The organism is Acrocarpospora macrocephala (genome assembly GCF_009687865.1).
Taxonomy (GTDB): domain Bacteria; phylum Actinomycetota; class Actinomycetes; order Streptosporangiales; family Streptosporangiaceae; genus Acrocarpospora; species Acrocarpospora macrocephala.
In genome coordinates, this window is sequence record NZ_BLAE01000049.1 from 14,042 (window position 1) to 33,531 (window position 19,490).

Sequence of the window (19,490 nt, forward strand, 5' to 3'; positions counted from 1 at the left end):
TACGCGGGAGGGGTCATGCCGTACTACCAGCGGGTCGGGGAGGTGCCGCGGAAGCGTCATGTGCGGTTTCGTCGGCCTGACGGTGGGTTGTACGCCGAGGAGTTGATGGGCGAGGAAGGGTTCTCGTCGGATTCGTCGCTGCTTTATCACCGGTACGCGCCGACGGCCATCGTGAAGGCGGAAGCCGTACCCGCCTTGACGGGGGGTGAGCTGACGCCGAACCTGCCGCTTTCGCCACGGCATTTCCGGACTCAGGATCTGGGGCCTTCGGAGGATCTCGTTTCGGGGCGCAGGTTGCTGGCGGGGAACGGGGATGTCCGCATCTCGTACGCGGCGGCGGATCGGCCGAGTGAGCTCTACCGGGACTCGATGGGCGACGAATGCGTGTATGTCCAGTCGGGTCGGGCCACTTTCGAATCCACCTACGGCGCGTTGGAGGTGGACGAAGGCGACTATGTCGTGATTCCGACGGGGACGATCCATCGGTGGGTGCCGCACGGGACGGTCACCGCGCTCACCATCGAGGCGGCGGGGCATATCCGGCCACCCAAGCGTTACCTCTCCCAGTACGGCCAGTTCCTGGAGCACGCGCCCTACTGCGAGCGCGACCTGCGCATTCCTTCCGAACCCCTGCTCAGCGACGGCGAGGACGTTCCCGTGCTGGTCAGGACCCGGGGCGGGCTGACCAGGCTGACCTATCGCAACCATCCGTTCGACGTGGTCGGCTGGGACGGCTGCCTCTACCCCTACGCGTTCAACATCGCCGACTTCGAGCCGATCGTGAAGCGCACCCACGCGCCTCCGCCGGTGCACCAGACGTTCGAAGGGCCGGGCTTCGTGATCTGCTCGTTCTGTCCGCGTCCGCTGGACTTCCATCCGGAAGCGGTGCCGATTCCGTACAACCATCACAACGTGGATTCCGACGAGTTCATGTTCTACGTGGGGGGCGACTACAGCGCCCGCGCGGGTTCAGGTATCGACGTCGGGTCGATCTCGTTGCATCCGGCGGGGTTCACGCATGGGCCGCAGCCGGGGGCGGTGGAGGCGGTGATCGCGTCGGGCGCGACGACGACCAGCGAGCTGGCTGTCATGATCGATACCTTCCGGCCGCTCGATCTGGGTCCGGGTGCGCTGGCCTGCGAAGATACGGACTACGCGTGGACGTGGGCCCGCTAGATGTTCGGTCTCGACAACCTGCCTTATGGCGTCCTCGCGGATCGGGTCGTGGTCAGGTATGGGGATCATGTGCTCGATCTGGCCGACGCGCTTGGGGACGAGGTGTTCCATTCGCGGAGTCTGAACGCCTTCATGGCGCTCGGGCGTCCGGCCTGGCAGGAGACCCGGCGGCGGATCCAGGCCTTGCTTCGGGCTGGGACCGATCACCTCATTCCGCTCGCTGAGGTCGAACTTCGGTTGCCCATCGAAGTCGCGGATTATGTCGACTTCTACTGCTCGCTTGAGCACGCCACCAACCTCGGGCGCCTGTTCCGGCCCGGTGAGGAGCCGCTCAAGCCCAACTGGCGGCATCTTCCGGTTGGGTATCACGGGCGGGCGGGGACGGTGGTCGTATCGGGGACGCCGATCCGCAGGCCGTACGGGCAGGTGGGCGGGCCGCATTTCGGGCCGACGGCGAAGCTCGACATCGAGGCGGAGCTGGGGTTCGTGGTCGGGGTCGGCACCCAGTTGGGCGAGCGACCGGGCGCGTTTGAAGATCACGTCTTTGGGGTGACGCTCGTCAACGACTGGAGCGCGCGGGACATCCAAGCCTGGGAGTACGTCCCGCTTGGGCCTTTCCTGGGGAAGTCGTTTGCGACGTCTATCTCGCCGTGGATCACTCCGCTTGAGGCGCTTGAGCATGCCAGGGTTCCGGGGCGTGCGCAGGATCCGGAACCGCTCGGTTATCTGAGGCGTACCGCGCCTTGGGGGCTTGACCTGCGGCTCAAGGTGGAGCTCAACGGGAAGACGGTCAGCGAACCGCCGTACCGGGATATGTACTGGACGCCCGACCAGATGCTCGCTCATATGACCGTGAACGGGGCATCCCTGAGGACCGGGGATCTGTTCGCGAGTGGCACGGTGTCCGGCGTGGCTGATCCCGGCTCGTTCATCGAGCTTGGGCAGGGGTTTCTCGACGACGGAGACACGGTGATCATCAGCGCGACCACAAACTCCGGGATGTCGCTTGGCGCGGTATCAGGCACGATCACTTAGTGCTATCAGTCCACTACCCTAGGGAGTCCCCCGAGCAGTGGAGGCAGGACCATGCGCCGCGTGATCATTCTCGTCCTGGCGACCCTGTGCTCCGGGTACACGTCGGTGACGGCACAGGTCACGGCACCGATCATCACGATCTCTCCCCGGCCTGACGACCTGCGAGCCCGCCCGGACCTGGGCCTGGTCGTGCGGATACGGTACGGCACGCTGACCGGCGTGACCGCGTTCGCGGGCAGCAGACCGGTGCCGGGCATCTTCAACGGCGACCGTACGGTCTGGCGCTCGACCTGGACCCTCACCCCCGGCATCGACCACGTGGTCAACGTCTCCGCCACCGGCGCCGGGGGCGCTGTCCGCCAGGCGAGCAGGTTCCATACCCTGCCGCCGTCCGGCCCCGCCGGGGACGTGGCCATCGCCCCGCTGCCCGGCGAGACCGTCGGCGTCGGCATGCCGATCGTGGTGACCTTCAACACCCCCGTCACCGACCGGGCCGCCATCGAACGCGCCCTGGAGGTCAAGGCCCCCCGCCCGGCCGAAGGCGCCTGGCACTGGTTAGGCCCCACCGAGGTCGTCTTCCGCCCGCGCCGGTTCTGGCGGGCCCGCCAGCAGATCGTCCTCACCGCCCATCTGGGCGGCGCGCGCCTCTCCCCCGGCGTGTACGGCACCGCCGACCGCACCGTCAGCTTCACCATCGGCCGCAAGATGACCAGCACGGTCGACACGCTCACCCACCAGATGATCGTCAGACGCGACGGCGCGATCGTCCAGCGCATGCCGATCAGCGCCGGAAGGGCCACGAGCTGGGAATACACCACCACCAGCGGGATGCACCTGGTCATGGACAAGGGCAACCCGGTCCGCATGGTGTCGCCCGGCCGTCGCCGGGGCGAACCCGGCTACTACGACAAGCTGATATCGCACGCGGTCCGGATCTCCAACAGCGGGGAATATGTGCACGCGTTCAACAACATCTGGGCCCAGGGACGGCAAAACGTCAGCCACGGATGCGTGAACGCCGCACCCGCCCAGGCCGCCTGGTTCTACGCCAACTCGCTGCGCGGCGACCCCGTGCTGATCACGGGCACCAAGCGGGTGCTGGAACCTGACAACGGCTGGGGTTTCTGGCAACTTTCGTGGCAGGAGTGGCTCGCTGGAAGCGCACTGCATGCTCCAACGCTTGTGAATTCGTTCATCGCCCCGCCCCTACGCCCGGTTTCTGACATGTAGCGTGAAAAGTGGAACCCCGCAGAGTGGGGGTCCGTTGAACGCTATGGAGGGCGGGCAATGGACTCGTGGATCGTCTGGTTGATACTCGCGGCGGCACTCGGCGTCGCGGAGATTTTCACGCTTACCGCCGCGCTGGGGCTCATCTCGGTCGCGGCCCTGCTCACCGCCGGAGTGGCAGCCGTCGGGCTCCCGCCCGCTCTGCAACTCCTCGTCTTCGTGCTCACTTCGATCGCCGGCGTGGTGGTCATCAAGCCCATCGCCCAGCGCCACATACAACAGGCTCCCGGCCAGCGGTTCGGGGTGTCCGCTCTGGTCGGCAAGTCCGCGTACGTGACCCGGGAGGTCACCGGCCGGGACGGCCGGGTCCGCATCGGCGGGGAGGAATGGTCCGCTCGGGCCTATGACGAAACCCTCGTCATCCCCGTCGGCGCCACTGTCGACGTCTTCGAGATCGAAGGAGCCACCGCGCTCGTCTACCCCCGGGAGTGACCATGGAAGTCGCCCTGCTCGTTGTTCTGATCTTCGTGGTGCTGTTCGCCATGACCACGGTGCTCCGGTCCGTACGGATCGTGCCGCAGGCACGCGCGGGCAACGTGGAACGGCTCGGCCGATATCACCGGACGCTGGAACCGGGGCTGAACTTCGTCATCCCTTATGTGGATCGGGTTCGGCCGCTGATCGATCTGCGGGAACAGGTGGTGTCCTTCAAACCGCAGCCGGTCATCACCGAGGACAACCTGGTGGTGGACATCGATACCGTGCTGTACTTCCAGGTCACGGATCCGCGGGCGGCCTCCTATGAGATCGCCAACTTCATCCAGGGTGTCGAGCAGCTGACCGTGACCACGTTGCGGAACGTGGTCGGCGGGATGGATCTGGAGATGACGCTCACCTCGCGGGACACCATCAACAGCCAGTTGCGGGGGGTGCTGGACGAGGCGACCGGGAAGTGGGGGATCCGGGTGAACCGGGTCGAGATCAAGGCGATCGATCCGCCGCGGACCATCAAGGAAGCCATGGAGAAGCAGATGCGCGCCGAACGGGACAAGCGCGCTGCGATCCTTACCGCTGAGGGTTTCCGGCAGTCGCAGATTCTCACCGCCGAAGGTGAGAAGCAGAGCGCGATTCTGCGCGCTGAAGGTGAGCGGACGGCTCAGATTCTGAAGGCCGAAGGTCAGTCGCAGGCGATCGACGAGGTCTTCCAGGCGGTTCATCGGAACGACCCTGATCCGAAACTTCTCGCCTACCAGTACCTGCAGATGCTGCCCCAACTCGCGCAGGGCCCCGGCAATACGTTCTGGGTCATTCCCAGTGAGGTCACCTCGGCTCTGCAGGGCGTCTCGAAGGCCTTCACCGAAGCCCTGCCGCAGTCGGCGGCGACCCGCGAACGCCAGGTCAGCCAGGCCGGCAGCGAAGCAGTCGCCGAAGCCGAACGTGCCGCCGCCGAAGCCAAGGCGGAAGCGGATGAGCCTCTGGGGCTGCCGCGGTCGATCGAATCCGGTAACGCCGTGACTGACGCTTTGAAGGAGTTCACGGCTCAGCCGGAGCATGCCGAAAGGCCTAGGGAGAGCTGAGGTTCGCTGCCTGAAAAGGCTGAGGTCCGTAGCGGGTGGGCAGGGCGGACACTCCGGCCGACCGTGATAGCTAGCCTCTCGTTAGCCGCATTCGCGGCCATCGCGGGCGCGGTGGTCTCTGGCACGGTCTTACGTCGGCCTACGTGTCCGCCCTGCCCACCCGCGGGGTGACCCGCCGTACTTCGCATCGGTCCTTAGGAACCAAGACAAGCGTCGCCCGCTACGGCCGATCATGCTCAAGAACCGCCTGCCGAGTGGATTTCCCGTTACGACGTGGAGCCGGACTTGGTTGTGGCGCCCTCAATGATTAGTTCGAGGCATTCGCGGAACAGGTCGTCGACGGTGCGGCCGGGTTGGAAGTATTCGGTGATGGCGGCCATCACGGTTGGGTGCTTTTCGGTGAATGTGGCCATGTCGAAGTCCTTCAATGCGTCCGCGTCGGGGCGGGGGGCCTGCTCTTCCAGGACGTGGCCGACCGTGAAGCTCGTCCGCCCGGCCTCCTCGCGTGCTGGTGGCATGGCAGGGCCGGATCGCCGCCTTCTTCGGTCGGGAGTTGTGATGAAGGCAGCGGTGTTACACGAGGTCGGCGGCATTCCACGGTATGAGGATTTCCCGGATCCGGTGGCCGCCGAGGATGAGGTGATCATCGACGTGAAGGCGGTCGCTGTCGAGAATGTCGACAAAATGATCGCGGCAGGCAGGCACTACGCGAGCAAGAAGTTCATCGATGAGTTGCCGGCGATCCCCGCCTTCGACGGCATCGGCACGCTGCCGGACGGCGCTCTCGTCGGGTTCGGCAACATCCGCCCGCCCTATGGCGCGCTTGCCGAGAAGACCGTGGTGCCGGGCAACTCGTTCGTCCCGATCGCCGAGGGCATCGATCCGGCCGTCGCGACCGTGCTGGGTACAGCCATCACCGGCATGTCCATCAAGACCGCCGCGGGGTTCGTTCGTGGTGAGACGGTGCTGGTGCAGGGCGCTACCGGGGTCGCCGGGCGGCTCGCGGTCAAGGTAGCTCGGCTGCTCGGCGCCGGGCGGATTGTCGCGACCGGCCGTGACGACGGCCAACTGCGCGAGGTGCAGGCTATCGGCGCCGACACAGTGATCAACACGGCGGTCTCAGACGAGGCGCTGGCGCAGGCGTTCACCGACGCCAAGGGGGACGGCTACGACGTCGTCGTGGACTTCCTCTGGGGTCGGCCGACCGAGATCCTGCTGCGCTCGCTGATCCCGGAGTCTTTCGCGTTCCCCAAGCCGACCCGGTTGATCCAGGTCGGCGAGTCGGCCGGGACCGAGCTCACCCTCGCCGCGGGGAGTCTGCGCACCTCCGGGGTCGAGATCTATGGCGTGGCCAAGGGACTCAGCCCGGAGACCATGGGCGAGATGTCCGGGCAGATCGTGACGTGGGCGCAGTCCGGTGAGCTCACGTTCGACGTGGAGAAGGTGCCGCTGAGCGAGATCGAGACCGCCTGGCAACGGACCGATCTGCGGGGCAAACGCCTTGTCGTGGTGCCGTGACCGACACCGCCGGACCGCGAGTTGGGGCGATCAGCCGGAGGCTTTATTGATTGCTTTGGTGAAGTTTTGGAATCTTGTTAGTTCTTCTTGGGCTGGGGTGAGGACTAGGCGTTCGCCTACCTCGGTGACGCTTGTTTGGAGGGCTTTGTTGGCTTTGTGGGCGCGGTGTCTTCCGCCTAGCCAGGCTGCCAGGCGGGAGAGGAGGGCGACGAGCAAGCCGGTGATGGCTCCGCCTAGGAGGAGGGCGGTGGGCCAGGGGAGGCGGCCGATGGTGGGGGCGGAGGCTTCTGGGAGTTGGAGGTAGCTGAGGCCGAAGTAGGCCAGGAGCCAGAGGGCGCCGGCGATCATGATGGCGAAGAGCAGCCACTGGAGGAGGCCGACCGCGCGCCACCAGTGGGGGCGTTTGGAGACGCCGAGCGAGGTGGTCGCGACGGCTCGGTCGAGGGTGTCGGCGAGGTCGTCGGTTCTGCTGCGGGCCGCGTGCCTGACCACTGCCGCCCAGGGTTCAGGGACTCCGGTGGCGACATCTGAGCCGATCTGCCTGATTGCCGTGTCCAGCTGTGATCGTTGTACGGCGGTCGGGCTGGGCAGCGAGCTCCGTCCGGCCACCCAGACATCGTTGGGTGAGCTCCCGGAAGACGGGGTGAGGTGGAAACGCCGGAGCGGGTCGGGGCGGAATTTGCGGAGCCAGCGGGTGATGGGCCAGCCGGTGGCCATGATCGCGCGGTGGCGATGGGCTTTGGCGACGGCTTCCACGACCAGGGGCACGCCGGCGGCTTGGGCGAGGGCGTCCGCGAGTGGTTTGGTGAGGCGGTCGACGGAGTCCGTACCGGATCTGGGGGTGAGGTTGGCGGCGGCGGCGAGGGTGTCGGCGGCGGTGACCACGTCGGCGGACAGCCGGGCGGACCAGGCGCGGCGGCGGGCCACCTTCTGGGTGAGCATGCCACGCAACTCGGTCAAACCCTGTCCGGTACGCGCCGAGGTGCCCAGCACCGGAACCCCATCCAGTCCGTCCTGCGCGAGTAGTCGCACGAGGTCGTCCAGGCAGCGCTTGATCGCCTGTTCGGGCAGCCGGTCGATCTGGTTGAGCACGATGACCGTGACGTCCTTGTGGCGGGCCAGCGGGCGCAGGTAACGATCGTGGATGGCCGCGTCCGCGTACTTCTGCGGATCAAGCACCCACACCAGCAGATCGACGACGGCGACCAGCCGATCGACCTCCTGCCGGTGGGACAGCTCGATCGAATCGTGGTCGGGCAGGTCGAGAAGGATCAACCCGGACAGCGGATTGTCCCCGCTGCCCATCGAATGGCGGCGCGGCACATCCAGCCAGTCGAGCAGCGGCCCGGAACCGTCCGGATCCCAGAGCGCCGCCCGCGCCTTCGACGTCGTCGGCCGAGTCACCCCCACCGGCGAGAGCGATGACCCGGCAAACACGTTGAACAGCGACGATTTCCCGCTCCCCGTGGCCCCGGCCAGCGCCACCACGGTGTGATCGACCGACAGACTGCCCCGCACCCCGGCCCGCGACACCACCTTCCGCGCCTCCGCCACGACCGACCCATCCAGCCGCCCCTCAGCCAGCTCCGCCGCCGAACCGAGCGCCTGCAGCCGATCCTCCAGCGGAACCTCCCGACCCCTGCGCAAGATCTTCACGCCGGAAGCTCCCGTTTCCGCTCCTGTACGGCCCGCGCCGCCACCCGCAAAGCCCCCGAATCCGGCGCGCCCAGACCCTCCAGCAGCGCGGTGAAGCGCACCTCCTCACCGTCCAGCAACGATCGCACGCGAGCTCGCAGATCGGCCCGCGCCCGATCGGTGAGCGTGCGTACCGCCTGATCCCCGAAGACGGCTTCGAGCAGTTTCTGGCTGAGCACGCTGGTGCCGCCCGCGATCCCGATCTCGATTCCGGTCAGGCCGCCTGTGGACGCGAAAACGGCCAGCATCAGCAGCAGTCCGAGACCGTTCACCCCGAACGACGCCGCCCTCGCCGAGCTGCGCTTGCCGGCGCCCTCGGATCTGACGAGATCGAGCACGTACCCTTGCCAGTCGCGTACCGCGGTCGCCGCCTGCCCGGCCAGCCCTTGCGAGGACCTCCCGAGCCGTCCCGCCGTGGCGACCCCCGCGCGTTCCAGCAGATCCCGGCCCGACGGCGTGGCCAGCCACGACTCGACGGCACGCTCGGCCGCGCCGTCGGCGGTGGCTCTGATGAGGGACTCGACCCCACTCTCCAGGGCAGTTCTCAACTGGCGATCCGGGGCGGGCCTGCCGGTGATGACGGCCACGATCCGGTCGCGCAGCCAGCCGACCCTGGTCTCCAGCGACCGCATCAGGTCGCCGGTGCCGATGAAATCCTGCCAGCGGGCCAGCACCTCGCCACGCAGCAGCGAGCCGTCCCGCATGCCCTCGTCGAATCCGCTCATTCCGACGTCGTAGCTACGCTCGGCCATTCCGCGCAGTTCCCCGATGCCGAGCCGCTGCCGATCCGCCGCGTCGGCCAGCACGGGAACCCGTACGGAGAGGCTGTCCAGCGCCCCCGCCAACGTCTGCCGGACTACCTCGCCACGCGCCTTCGCGTCGGCGGACAGGTCGGCCAGCCACTCCTTCACCGGGCGTACGACGGTTTCCGGCAGGCGGGCGTTTTCCTCCGGAAGAATCAGCTCAGGGATCACGAAAAGCGGCGTTCCGCCCAGGCCATTGGCTCCGAGCAGCCGCCGCAGGTCCTTGGTGACCGGATCGAGTGCCTCCGCCGGGACCCGCTGCAGGATGATCCCCAGCGCCGTGCTGCGCTCCCTGGCGATCCGGAGGAAACCCCACGGCACCTCGTCGGCGTACCGGGATGCGGTGGTCACGAACAGCCAGAGATCGGCGGCGGCCAGCAGTTGCGCGGCCAGCTCACGATTGGCGATGACCACAGAATCGATATCAGGCGCGTCCAGCAGGGCAAGCCCTTCCGGCAACGACGCCGTTTCGACGATCTTCAAGGTGCCCGGCTCGCCGGACCCCACCCCCGTGACGCGCGGCAGGCCAGGCAGCACATGGGTGGCCGTGAACCACGACACGTCCTCCGGATTGGCCACCAGCGTCGGCGCCAGCGTGGTCGGCCGCAGCACCCCCGGCACGGTCACGTCCGTCCCCACCAGCGAGTTGACCAGGGTCGATTTCCCGGCCCCCGTCGATCCGCCGACCACCGCAAGCAGTGGCGCGTCGATCGCCGCCAGCCGGGGCAGCAGGTAGTCGTCCAGCTGCCCCCGCAGCTCCTTCAAGGCACGTCGATCAGCCGCCACGTCTCCGATCGCCAGCGGAAACAGGTCGTGGTCAAGCTGACTCCGCAGACTCCGCAGAGCCGCCAGCAGCTCATCGGCCATGCCCCCGACCTTCCCGGGAGATGGCCTCAGGAACGCGCCACCACACACAAATTTGCCGAGATATCGCCGTACGCCCCGAGAAGACCCCTAACCACATGCCGAAATATCAGCTTAGGTACCCGACGCCGCTCACCTCGTTTCCCCGCGACGCCGGGGCCCGAGAGAACTTCGTCTCCATTGTTGACGATATTTCACATCCAGCGCTAGCGTTGTCTCTACCAGAGACGATGTTCAACGGATCCCGTCGGCGTCTCCGGCGTGGTAGTAGTGAGACCCCCAGAGGAGGCCGGACAGACAAGTTGGTGCACCATGACCGAGCACTTCCTCGGCGTTCTCGGCATCGGCGAGGCGCTGGGGGTGAGCCGGCACGCGGTGCACAAATGGCGCTCCCGCTATCCGAGCGATTCGACTCACCCGTTCCCCGAACCCGACGTCGAAATCGACGGAGCTCCCGGCTGGCGAGCTGACCGGCTGGACGAGATCGTGCGGTGGCGCAACGGCCTGCCGGGCCGCGGCGCGGGCGGCGGCCGCCCCTCCGCCGCACGTCAGGAATACCTCCAGGCAGCGGCGGCACGCGGCCTCGACCGAGACGAAGCGTTGCGTGCCCTCGTCACCTTCACCGAAGAATTCCCCGAGATGACCGAGCCGGAACTCTGCGCCTGGCTCATCGAGAAATGGCGCTTCTAGGACTTCCCGCCCGTACACCACGAAAGGCGATGACGCATGCCCGAAATCGGCGGACACACCGCACCAGGATTCGAAGGAGTACGCGAAGCGTTCGCGGCCAACCTGGCCCACAACCAGGAAATAGGCGCCGCCGTCGGCGTCTACCTGCACGGCCGGAAAGTCGTCGACCTGTGGGGCGGAATCGCCGACCCCGAGACCGGCCGCCGCTGGGAGCGCGACACCCTGCAAGTCGTGTTCTCCACCACCAAAGGCATCACCGCCGCCTGCGCGCACCTGCTGTCCCAGCGCGGCCACCTGGACCTCGACGCACCCGTCGCCGCCTACTGGCCGGAGTTCGCGGCGTACGGAAAGGACCGCATCCCCGTCCGCTGGCTGCTCACCCACCAGGCCGGACTGCCCACGATCGACCACCCGATCACCCCGGCGCAGGCGATCGCCTGGGACCCGATGGTGACCGCGCTGGCCGCCCAGCGCCCCTCCTGGGAGCCGGGCACCGAACACGGCTACCACTCGCTCACCTACGGCTGGCTGGTCGGCGAAGTCGTCCGCCGGGCGACCGGCCGCAGTCTCGGCTCCTTCCTCGCCGAAGAGATCGCCGCGCCACTCGGCCTGGACTTCTGGATCGGCCTGCCCAAAACCGAGCAGCACCGGGTCAGCCGGATCGTCTCCGCACCCCTGGACCTGGACGCGCTGGCCCGCATCGACCTGGACGCCTTCCCCGAACCCATGCGCGAGGTGATGAGCGCGTACGCCGACCCCACGTCGCTGACCATGCGGTCGATGACCGTCGTCACGCCGCCGCTGAACCACAACGACCCCGACGAGCAGGCCGCCGAGATGCCCGCCACCAACGGCATCTGCACCGCCCGCGCGCTGGCCCGCTTCTACGCCGCACTCATCGGCGAAGTCGACGGGCATCGCATTCTCGAACCCGCCACCTTGGCGGCGGCCACCGCGGAACAGACCAGCGGCATCGACCGCATCCTGCGCATACCCGTCCGGATCGGCACCGGTTTCGGCCTGCCCACACCCGACATGTTCTGGTACACCCCGACCGCCTTCGGCTTCCCCGGCCACGGCGGATCCCTCGGCTTCGCCGACCCGGCCACCGGCCTCGCCTTCGGCTACGTCATGAACCACATTCAGGACGGCGCATCCGATCTGCGAGCCGCCACCCTGCTTGACGCGGTCCGGCGCGCGATGCTCAACCCTTAAGCCCGCCGCACCTTTCAGGCGCTCTGCGAGGGCGTGCCTCCGCCCCCAGGCGACGGCCGAGTGGGCATCAACGCACGGCACTTCTCCAGCGCCTCCGCCACCTTCGGATCCGCTTGGTCGAGATCCTGGAACCCGCGCACGTCCTCGACTCCGTTGTCCTTCATGCAGGTACGGAACGCGTTGAGCGCGGAGTCATCGAAATTCCCCTGCTGCCCCGGCCCACCGGACGGCATCAAGGACCGGCACGCCTCCATCGCCGCCTGAGCCTCCGGACCCATAGCGCCGAAACCCCCCTGACCACCCTGCCTGCCGCTCGGCCTAGGAGACGGGGACCCACTCGGCCGAGGAGCCGGGGTCACCCCATGCTCGCGCAGGCAGTCGGTGAACGCCGAACGCTGATCACCCGAAGGTTGTGCGCCGGTGGGCACGGCGTCCTCCCCGCCACAAGCGGCAGAGGCCAGCACGACAGCGGCAACGGCGACGATCCGAAGGTACGCGATCACGGAGCAGACTCCCGTGGACTCGGGGCCGGGGGGTTCCGGCGGGACCCATCCCAGACCATGCGATTAGGAACCGCTTGAACCCCGGCTGTGAGTCACCTGTCAATCCCGAATGCTCCCGCCCCTAACCCAATGGGCGTGGGCGGATGTCTGGATCGCGAGGCGACGGCGTGGTCTGCACGGCGTCTTGACACCTTCTGCTCCTGGGCTGCGTATGCGTCTGGTTGGGTGTGAGCGTGATCGAGAACAGCAGCCTGTCCCGTCCTGACCCGATCGTCTATCTCGATCAGGTAGCCGCGAGTGCGCCGGGGCGGGCCTATAAGCAGCAGGTGATGGATCTGCTTGAGCTTCGGCCGGGGCAGACGGTGCTCGATATTGGCTGCGGGCCGGGGACCGACCTCGCGGCTATGGCCTCTGCCGTCATGCCGAACGGCATGGTCATCGGTGTCGACCGCGATCCGGTGATGGTCGCGCAGGCTCGGGTCCGCCTGGCTGAGCAGCCCATGATCGAGATCCGCTCGGGCGACGTGCACGCGTTGCCGTTGGACGATGGCAGCGTCGATCGAGCTCGCACCGACCGTGTGCTCCAGCATGTGACCGACCCGTCCCAGGTGCTGGCCGAGTTTCGCCGGGTGGCCCGTCCCGGAGGACGCATCGTTATGGCCGAACCCGACTGGGAAGGCCTGCTGATCGACTCCGCTCAGCCCGCCACGGGCCGAGCACTGGTTCGATTCATCACCGCGGAGATCATCCGTAATGCGACCATCGGCCGCAGTCTCCCGCGGCTTTGTGTGGATGCTGGCCTCAGCGTGCGGTCCGTCATCACCGTGGCGCCGGTGTTTCGTGACTTCACCATGGCTGATCAGCTCTTCGGGTTGCGCCGTAACGTGGCTCGAGCCATCGACGCCGGTTATCTCGACGCCGATGGCGAGCAATGGATCGAGGACATCGCAGCTCGGCCGTTCCTGGCCACGGCCCTATTGTTCCTGGTAACAGCCGAGGTTCCTGCCTGAGGAGAGGTTCGCCTGGTCGTTCATGCCGAATCTCCCGGTCAGTGCGGGATGCCCCGGATGATGTCCCGAGCCCCCTTACGCCCCAGCACCGACGCCACGTACGCGCCCAACTCCTCCGCCCGGTTAGGGGTGTCCCACTCATGGGCGTACGCGAACTGGCCGCCCTCTCGGGTGAACACCATGCCGATCAGTGACAACTGACCGTCCGGCGTGGTGTGGCAGTGCCCGGCGATCGGGGAATTGCAGTGGCCCTGCAATGCGTGCAGCATTGCCCGTTCCGCTCGGACGTGGACCCGGGTCTCCGCGTGATCCAGCAGCCGCAGCAGTTCCACCACGGAGGCGTCACTCTCGCGGCATTGCAGCCCGATCACCCCCGCACCCACCGCGGGACACATCACATCCAGCGGCAGCACCTCACCGATTCGATCGTCCATGCCGATCCGCCGCAGCCCGGCAGCAGCTAGAACCAGAGCCTCGAACTGGTGCTCCGCGTCCAGGCGCGCCAGCCGCGAGTTGACGTTCCCCCGGATCCGGTCCACGTGCAGATCAGGGCGATGTCGCAGGAGCTGCGCCTTTCGGCGGACCGATGAGGTCCCGATCGAGGTGCCAGGCGGTAGCTCGTCCAAGCTTCGGAAGGGCGAACCGTTCCGCCAGACCACCGCGTCGTGCACGTCTTCACGCTCCAGGTAGGCCGCGAAGCAGGTACCGGGCGGAGGCGGGATATCGCCCGGCACGTCTTTGAGGCAGTGCACCGCCGCATCGACCACGCCCATCACCAGCGCCCGGTCGATCTCCTTCATAAACGCGCCCTTGCCGCCCAGCTCCGCCAGATCTCCCTGCCAGCGATCTCCACTGGTCTCGATCCCGATCACCTGGACATCCAGATCCGGGCAGATCGCGAAAATCCGGTCCGCCACATCACGCGCCTGAGCCATAGCCATTGGCGAGGTCCGCGTCCCCAGTCGCAGAGCCCGCCCCTCCAGCCCTTGGGCCACGAACCTCCGCATCAGCGACGCCTGATCATGGTCAAGCTCGCTTCCCGCGCCCTGTCCGACCACCGACAGCATCGCTCTGTTCACGCGCCCTGCCACCGCCTTCATCCTCCTGGCTGCTGTACGCACCCAGAGCCCATTTCTTGATCTCAACATCGGCACGGGACCTCATGCGCCTTACGACCGTCAGTCGCCAAGGCCACCATCTTGATCACATAGGTGACCGGGTGCTGGTCCGGGCCCCCGGTTCCGCACGCCTATCCTTTCCTCACGGTCGGGACGGCGTCTCACACTCATGCCAGGACGCGCGACACGTCCGGCCGACGATGCTCTGCCAGATGGTTACCCGGGCGACCGCTCGTGTTCGCAGTGGTGGGTTCGAGACGGTAGATGGGCCAGTCCTCGCAGGGTGCGGCGAAGGTGCCCCGGTAGGGGACGCTGTAGGCCCAGCCCAGATACTCCAGGCGGCATTTGGCCACTTCGGCAACCTCGTCGCTGACCTGATAGCGGGCTCTCAGCTCCCGCTGGGTGCCCACCCGCTCGTGGACGGCGATCTCACCGTCGCGGATGCGGGCCGCGAGATGGTCGGAGACCGCGATGATCCGCTCCTCCATGCGCTCGGAATAGAACGACGTCCACTCCTCACCGGGGTTTCCGACGACCAGACCCACAGCCGGATCCAAGCGGATCAGCCGCCGCCTGCTGAGCTGACGCCAGATCCAGAGAGCCTGCGGGGACGCGAGGTTGTAGGTGGCCACCAACTCAGCCGCGCTGGGCACCCGAACGCCCGGCGGGAGCTCACCACTAATGATCCGCGCCGCCAACTCGTCAACGATCTTCTGAACGTGCCTCAAGGCCCACGCGGTCATCAGGCCACCTCATCGAGGGTCGCGTAGACGACCTTTCCGCCGGTCACCGGCAACCGGTATCCCCATACCGTCGCCAGCGCGTCGACTAGCAGAAGCCCCCGCCCGCCGACATCCTCCGCCGAAGGGTTGGCCAGCTTCGGCGGCAGACGGCTGCGATCCCACACCTCCAGGACGACGCGCCCGCCGATCCGGTAGAAGTCGACCCCTATGATCCCTGGCTGGCATTCCCCCTGTCCGCCCGGCGCGCCCAAATCGACACCCGCCGCTCTGACATCAGCGGTGGCTTGGACCGCATTCGCGACGAGCTCGCCGATGATGAGCTGAGCACACTCGACGAGATCCGCACGCCCCCACGCGGTGAGCGTCCGCCCCACACGGCGACGCGCGATCGAAGCCGAAATTGGATGTGCCAGCAAACGCTCACACGAACGCTGCTTTGTCTGGACCGGCTCCGCTCTACCCGGCTTTCGGTGAACGCCCCCTCGCGTAACTCCAGATGAATCAGCTAGAGAACGGCCATGCTGTCGAACATGGCGGCTGCCACTATTCTGTGCCATTGGGTCAGGACCTCTTCCTGATCAAGGGCTCGGCTGGTCGTTCGCTGCGGCAGCCGGACCCGCCCTAATGTTTACGCTTGTTCATGAGCCGACGATGTCGTCCCGTCACCAACGCGCGCTCACACATTCGATGCCTTCTGATTTCGCGAGGCGCGCGTTATCGCGGGGCTTATAGTCCTGTTTCTAGGTCTAGAAGCGCTAGCAGGACTTCGCCAGAAGCGATAAGAAGGCGCTGATCTCCCGTTATCGCCCGGAGCGATATCTCTGCTGGAGGAAACGTCACCGGGAGCGATACCATCCTTTTGTGGAGGTGCGGACATTCCCTGAGGCCCTAAAGGCGATCATGGTTGAACGCGGATGGACGCAAGCCGATCTTGCCCGTGAACTGGGTGTTTCTCAGGCGTGGGTCTCCGAGGTGTCCCGGGGCCAGAAGGACACCGGCATGGCCAAGGCCATCAATCTTCTGGCTCTCGTAGGCTGGGAAGTGCGCATATTGCGCAAAGGAGAGGATTCCATGGAGCGTAGGGATTTCCTGGCGGCTGCTGCGTCCGTAATCTTCGTGCCGTCAGCCCGAACGAGCCCTTACCAGGAAGCGTCCTATGTGCAGACCCTGGCGGCCTCGCTCGCCCGCAACCGGTACGAGTTGGGAGGGATTCCCCTGGCCGCTTCCGCGCTCGGTCATCTCCGGCACATCGAACGCGGCACGGCCGACACCCACGACAGGGCGCTCCAACAGGCAGCGTCCCAGCTTGCCGATCAGATAACGCTCGTCCTGTACGACGCCGGCAAGCTCCCCCAGGCCGATCGAATCGCTGGAATCGCCCTCGAATTCGCCCGCCGCGCTCAGGACATCCAAGCTCAGGCCCGCGCATTCGACACGCTCAGCCGAGTCAGCCTTGATCGAGGCGATTACGCCCGCGGTGTGGCGTACGCGCAGCGGGGACTACAACTTCCAGACGTCACCAATAGCCAGAAGGCCTCTCTGAACATGAGGCTCGGACGTTCCTTGGCTCTCATCGCCGGACAGGAAACAGCCTCGCGAGGCGTCCTCGATCATGCGCTCGACATCGGCGGGCTCTCCCCATTCGGAACAGCCGCCCTGATCGGTGACGTAGCCATCGGCCTAGGCCACCTTCGGGCGTACACAGAAGCCGGAACACTGCTCAGTGAGGCGGCCGAAACAATCGGTCAATGGTCGCCACTTTTCCGCGCACAGTATCTGGGAAGGCAAATTCAAACGGCTCTCAGCGGTAGCACTCCCGCTCTCGCCGCCGACAAAATGCACGAACTCGCCCGAGCGCTCCCGTTCGTCGACTCAGCACGAGTCAACAAGCGCGTAAGCGAAATACTCCAATCATCCCTCAAATGGGACGCCGATTCGGAGATACGCCAGGGCCGGGAACACCTGCAAGCGATGCTCTCTCCAGGCACGGCGCCAAGGCTTTAAGGGCGTGTTGGGGAAGGACTTGTAAGGCGAACAACCGGTCGGCGAGCAATGCGACAGGGTCGTACTGCAAGCCCATTGGCCAAGCGAACTGCCATACCGCGCTCACCCGGCGCCGATCGGTCCGCCACCGATACCGGGATAGCGGACCGAATCGCCGCACCTTCCAGCCGCTTCGCCCGGATCAGGGTGAGGTGCCGAGTGTCTTGTTGTAGTGGCTGAGAAGGTCGACGAAGTTGGCCAGGTTCTCGTCTGGCCAGTCGCCTAGTTTGTCGTCGAAGCGTTTGCGTAGGCCAGCGGTGGCGTCGGCCACTCGTTGTGCGGCGGTGTCGCTGGCGGAGATCAGGGTTGCGCGGCCGTCGGCGGGGTCGGGGCCGCGGATGATCAGGCCGAGGTCGGCGAGTTGGGTGAGGAGGCGGCTGACCGCGCCCTTGTCGATGTCGAGGTTCTCGACGATCGACGTGGCGCGGGCGGGGCCGTGGTCGGTGAGCCAGGCCAGGATGAGGTAGCCGGAGGGTTGTAGTTCCGGGTGGACTGCCCGCGCGCGCTCAGCGACCACACACTTGATCCGGCGCAGCAGGATGGCCATCTCGCTTTCGAGGCGGCGCATTGAGTCGACCCGGCTTCTGGTCACGGTCAGCCCGTTCCCTGGGCGGCGACCTGGTCGGTTGAGTGCAGGGTCGTACGGAGCGGGACCTCCTTGATGAACAGGACGCACACCAGCGCCAGGGCGGCGAAGGGCACCGAGACCAGGAACAGTTCGGCGATCGAGGCGCCGAAGGCGTGCTCGAACACGGCCCGGATCGGGGCGGGCAGCGTGCTGAGGTCCGGGATGCCGTGCGCCTGCTGGCCGCCGCCGTCGATGCCGAGTCCCTTGAGGCCGCTGGCCACCTTGTCGGAGACCTGGGCCGACAGCAGGGCGCCGAGTGCGGCGACGCCGACCGTGCCGCCGATGGAGCGGAAGAACGCCACGAGCGAGCTGGCGGCGCCCAGGTCGGCCAGGGACACGATGTTCTGTACGGGAATGACGAGATTCTGCATGGAGCCGCCGACGCCGATGCCGAGCAGGGCCATGTAGACGCCTACCAGGACCAGGTTGGTGGTCTCGTCGATCGTGCCGAGCAGGGCGCATCCGGCCACGACGAAGATCATGCTCGCGGCGAGCCAGACCTTCCACCGGCCGGTCATGCTGATGGCCCGGCCGCTCACGACGCTGGAGACGAGCAGGCCGCCGACCAGGGCGATCGACATCAGACCGGCCTTGGTGGGCGACATGCCGCGAGCCAGCTGGAAGAACTGGCTGAGGTAGACGGTCGAGGCGAACATGGCGATGCCCACGAACACCGAGGCCAGCGTGGCGAGAACGATCGTACGGTCCTTGAACAGGTCGAGCGGGATCACCGGTTCACGCGCGACGCGCGCCTCCACGAAGACCGCGATGGCGATCAGCACCACGCCGCCGCCGACCAGCAGGGCGCTGGTGCCAGAAAGCCACGCGTACTGGTTGCCGGCGAGCGAGACCCAGACGAGCAGCAGCGAGACGCCGGCCATGATGAGGGTCGCGCCGAGGTAGTCGACGCTGACGTCACGCTTGACCACAGGCAGGTGCAGGGTCTTCTGCAGCAGTACGAAGGCGGCCACGCCGAACGGCAGGCCGATGAAGAAGCAGCCGCGCCAGCCGAGCGCGCTGTCGGCCACGAGACCGCCGATCAGCGGGCCACTGACGGTCGCGGCCGCGAACACGGCGCCCATGTAGCCAGAGTAGCGGCCGAGGTCGCGCGGGCTCACCATGCTGGCGATCACAATCTGGACCAATGCCATCAGACCGCCGACGCCGAGCCCTTGCACGAGGCGGGCGCCGATGAGGGTGCCCATGTTCGGCGAGATGCCCGCCACCAGCGAGCCCGCGATGAAAATGCTGAGCGACAGCTGAACGAGGAGTTTCTTGCTGAACAGGTCGGCGAGTTTGCCCCAGATCGGCGTGGTCGCCGTCATCGCCAGCAGGGTCGCGACGATCACCCAGGTGTAGCCGGTCTGGCTGCCTTTGAGGTCGGCGACGATGCGTGGCAGGGCGTTGGTCACGACAGTGCTGGAGATCATCGCGACGAACATCGCCAGCAGCAAACCGGACAGGGCCTCCAGGATCTCGCGGTGGGTCATCTGATTGGACGCCTCGGGGACATCAGCCACCAAGGATTGCGCTTCGGACACGGGTGCTCCGGTTCATCGGCAAAAGGTTGTATTTAGTCAACCATGGGAGGATTTTTCGCCCGACAGCGGCTCCCGGCGAAGGGGTGGGCAACCTCTCTATGAGG

The 19,490-nt window shown here is 66.7% G+C and carries 19 protein-coding genes; 10 read left to right on the forward strand and 9 right to left on the reverse strand.

What is annotated here, in order from left to right; genetic code table 11:
* The first annotated feature begins 15 nt into the window (after window positions 1-15).
* From Amac_RS36150 to Amac_RS36170, 5 genes are read left to right on the forward strand one after another with little or no spacing between them, the layout of a single operon-like run.
* The gene (locus Amac_RS36150) at window positions 16-1,176 is read left to right on the forward strand and encodes a homogentisate 1,2-dioxygenase (RefSeq protein WP_155358920.1); all 1,161 of its coding nucleotides are present in this window, start codon (window positions 16-18) and stop codon (window positions 1,174-1,176) included.
* Window positions 1,177-2,211 (forward strand): fumarylacetoacetate hydrolase family protein, encoded by a 1,035-nt coding sequence (locus Amac_RS36155; RefSeq protein WP_155358921.1) that lies wholly within the window; start codon window positions 1,177-1,179, stop codon window positions 2,209-2,211. It abuts the gene before it with no gap.
* 60 nt (window positions 2,212-2,271) lie between these two features.
* Window positions 2,272-3,441, forward strand: a complete 1,170-nt coding sequence (locus Amac_RS36160) for a L,D-transpeptidase (protein ID WP_373869914.1) — start codon at window positions 2,272-2,274, stop codon at window positions 3,439-3,441.
* 57 nt (window positions 3,442-3,498) lie between these two features.
* Window positions 3,499-3,930 (forward strand): NfeD family protein, encoded by a 432-nt coding sequence (locus tag Amac_RS36165; RefSeq protein WP_155358923.1) that lies wholly within the window; start codon window positions 3,499-3,501, stop codon window positions 3,928-3,930.
* Window positions 3,931-3,932: 2 nt separating this feature from the next.
* Window positions 3,933-5,015, forward strand: a complete 1,083-nt coding sequence (locus Amac_RS36170) for an SPFH domain-containing protein (RefSeq protein ID WP_170322833.1) — start codon at window positions 3,933-3,935, stop codon at window positions 5,013-5,015.
* A 266-nt stretch (window positions 5,016-5,281) separates the two neighbouring features.
* On the opposite strand, the gene Amac_RS36175 is transcribed toward Amac_RS36170, so the two are convergent.
* Window positions 5,282-5,533, reverse strand: coding sequence for a hypothetical protein (locus Amac_RS36175; protein ID WP_174900269.1), 252 nt, complete (start codon window positions 5,531-5,533; stop codon window positions 5,282-5,284).
* Window positions 5,534-5,573: 40 nt separating this feature from the next.
* Here Amac_RS36175 and Amac_RS36180 point away from each other — a divergent pair, with 40 nt between their 5' ends.
* Window positions 5,574-6,533, forward strand: coding sequence for a quinone oxidoreductase family protein (locus Amac_RS36180; protein WP_155358925.1), 960 nt, complete (start codon window positions 5,574-5,576; stop codon window positions 6,531-6,533).
* A 30-nt stretch (window positions 6,534-6,563) separates the two neighbouring features.
* Here the strand turns inward: Amac_RS36180 and Amac_RS36185 are convergent, their stop codons facing one another.
* Window positions 6,564-8,189 carry a GTPase gene (locus tag Amac_RS36185; protein ID WP_155358926.1) on the reverse strand — a complete coding sequence of 542 codons (1,626 nt, stop codon included), beginning with the start codon at window positions 8,187-8,189 and terminating at the stop codon, window positions 6,564-6,566.
* A complete protein-coding gene (locus Amac_RS36190; protein ID WP_155358927.1) occupies window positions 8,186-9,898 on the reverse strand; it encodes an ABC transporter in 1,713 nt (570 codons plus the stop codon). Before Amac_RS36190 ends, Amac_RS36185 begins: the two co-directional genes overlap by 4 nt.
* 309 nt (window positions 9,899-10,207) lie before the next feature.
* On the opposite strand from Amac_RS36190, the gene Amac_RS36195 reads away from it, so the two are divergent.
* Together Amac_RS36195 and Amac_RS36200 are read left to right on the forward strand one after the other, a co-directional pair.
* On the forward strand, window positions 10,208-10,585 hold the full coding sequence (locus tag Amac_RS36195) for a hypothetical protein (RefSeq protein ID WP_155358928.1): 378 nt from the start codon (window positions 10,208-10,210) through the stop codon (window positions 10,583-10,585).
* Between the two features lie 36 nt (window positions 10,586-10,621).
* Window positions 10,622-11,800: a serine hydrolase domain-containing protein gene (locus tag Amac_RS36200; protein ID WP_155358929.1), complete on the forward strand. Its 1,179-nt coding sequence runs from the start codon at window positions 10,622-10,624 to the stop codon at window positions 11,798-11,800.
* A 14-nt stretch (window positions 11,801-11,814) separates the two neighbouring features.
* On the opposite strand, the gene Amac_RS36205 is transcribed toward Amac_RS36200, so the two are convergent.
* Window positions 11,815-12,303: a hypothetical protein gene (locus Amac_RS36205; protein WP_155358930.1), complete on the reverse strand. Its 489-nt coding sequence runs from the start codon at window positions 12,301-12,303 to the stop codon at window positions 11,815-11,817.
* A gap of 233 nt (window positions 12,304-12,536) precedes the next feature.
* Here Amac_RS36205 and Amac_RS36210 point away from each other — a divergent pair, with 233 nt between their 5' ends.
* The gene (locus Amac_RS36210; RefSeq protein ID WP_218041500.1) at window positions 12,537-13,313 is read left to right on the forward strand and encodes a methyltransferase domain-containing protein; all 777 of its coding nucleotides are present in this window, start codon (window positions 12,537-12,539) and stop codon (window positions 13,311-13,313) included.
* 38 nt (window positions 13,314-13,351) lie between these two features.
* On the opposite strand, the gene hemC is transcribed toward Amac_RS36210, so the two are convergent.
* The 3 genes from hemC to Amac_RS36225 form a co-directional block, all read right to left on the reverse strand.
* Window positions 13,352-14,404 carry a hydroxymethylbilane synthase gene (gene hemC / locus Amac_RS36215; protein ID WP_218041501.1) on the reverse strand — a complete coding sequence of 351 codons (1,053 nt, stop codon included), beginning with the start codon at window positions 14,402-14,404 and terminating at the stop codon, window positions 13,352-13,354.
* A gap of 194 nt (window positions 14,405-14,598) precedes the next feature.
* Window positions 14,599-15,174, reverse strand: coding sequence for a helix-turn-helix domain-containing protein (locus Amac_RS36220; protein WP_155358932.1), 576 nt, complete (start codon window positions 15,172-15,174; stop codon window positions 14,599-14,601).
* The gene (locus tag Amac_RS36225) at window positions 15,174-15,548 is read right to left on the reverse strand and encodes an ATP-binding protein (RefSeq protein WP_155358933.1); all 375 of its coding nucleotides are present in this window, start codon (window positions 15,546-15,548) and stop codon (window positions 15,174-15,176) included. Before Amac_RS36225 ends, Amac_RS36220 begins: the two co-directional genes overlap by 1 nt.
* A gap of 487 nt (window positions 15,549-16,035) precedes the next feature.
* On the opposite strand from Amac_RS36225, the gene Amac_RS36230 reads away from it, so the two are divergent.
* Window positions 16,036-17,178 carry a helix-turn-helix domain-containing protein gene (locus Amac_RS36230; RefSeq protein ID WP_155358934.1) on the forward strand — a complete coding sequence of 381 codons (1,143 nt, stop codon included), beginning with the start codon at window positions 16,036-16,038 and terminating at the stop codon, window positions 17,176-17,178.
* 181 nt (window positions 17,179-17,359) lie between these two features.
* On the opposite strand, the gene Amac_RS36235 is transcribed toward Amac_RS36230, so the two are convergent.
* Entirely contained in the window at window positions 17,360-17,809 is a 450-nt protein-coding gene (locus Amac_RS36235) for a MarR family winged helix-turn-helix transcriptional regulator (RefSeq protein ID WP_155358935.1), read from the reverse strand.
* A 2-nt stretch (window positions 17,810-17,811) separates the two neighbouring features.
* Window positions 17,812-19,386: an MDR family MFS transporter gene (locus Amac_RS36240; protein WP_246268945.1), complete on the reverse strand. Its 1,575-nt coding sequence runs from the start codon at window positions 19,384-19,386 to the stop codon at window positions 17,812-17,814.
* Window positions 19,387-19,490 lie beyond the last annotated feature (104 nt).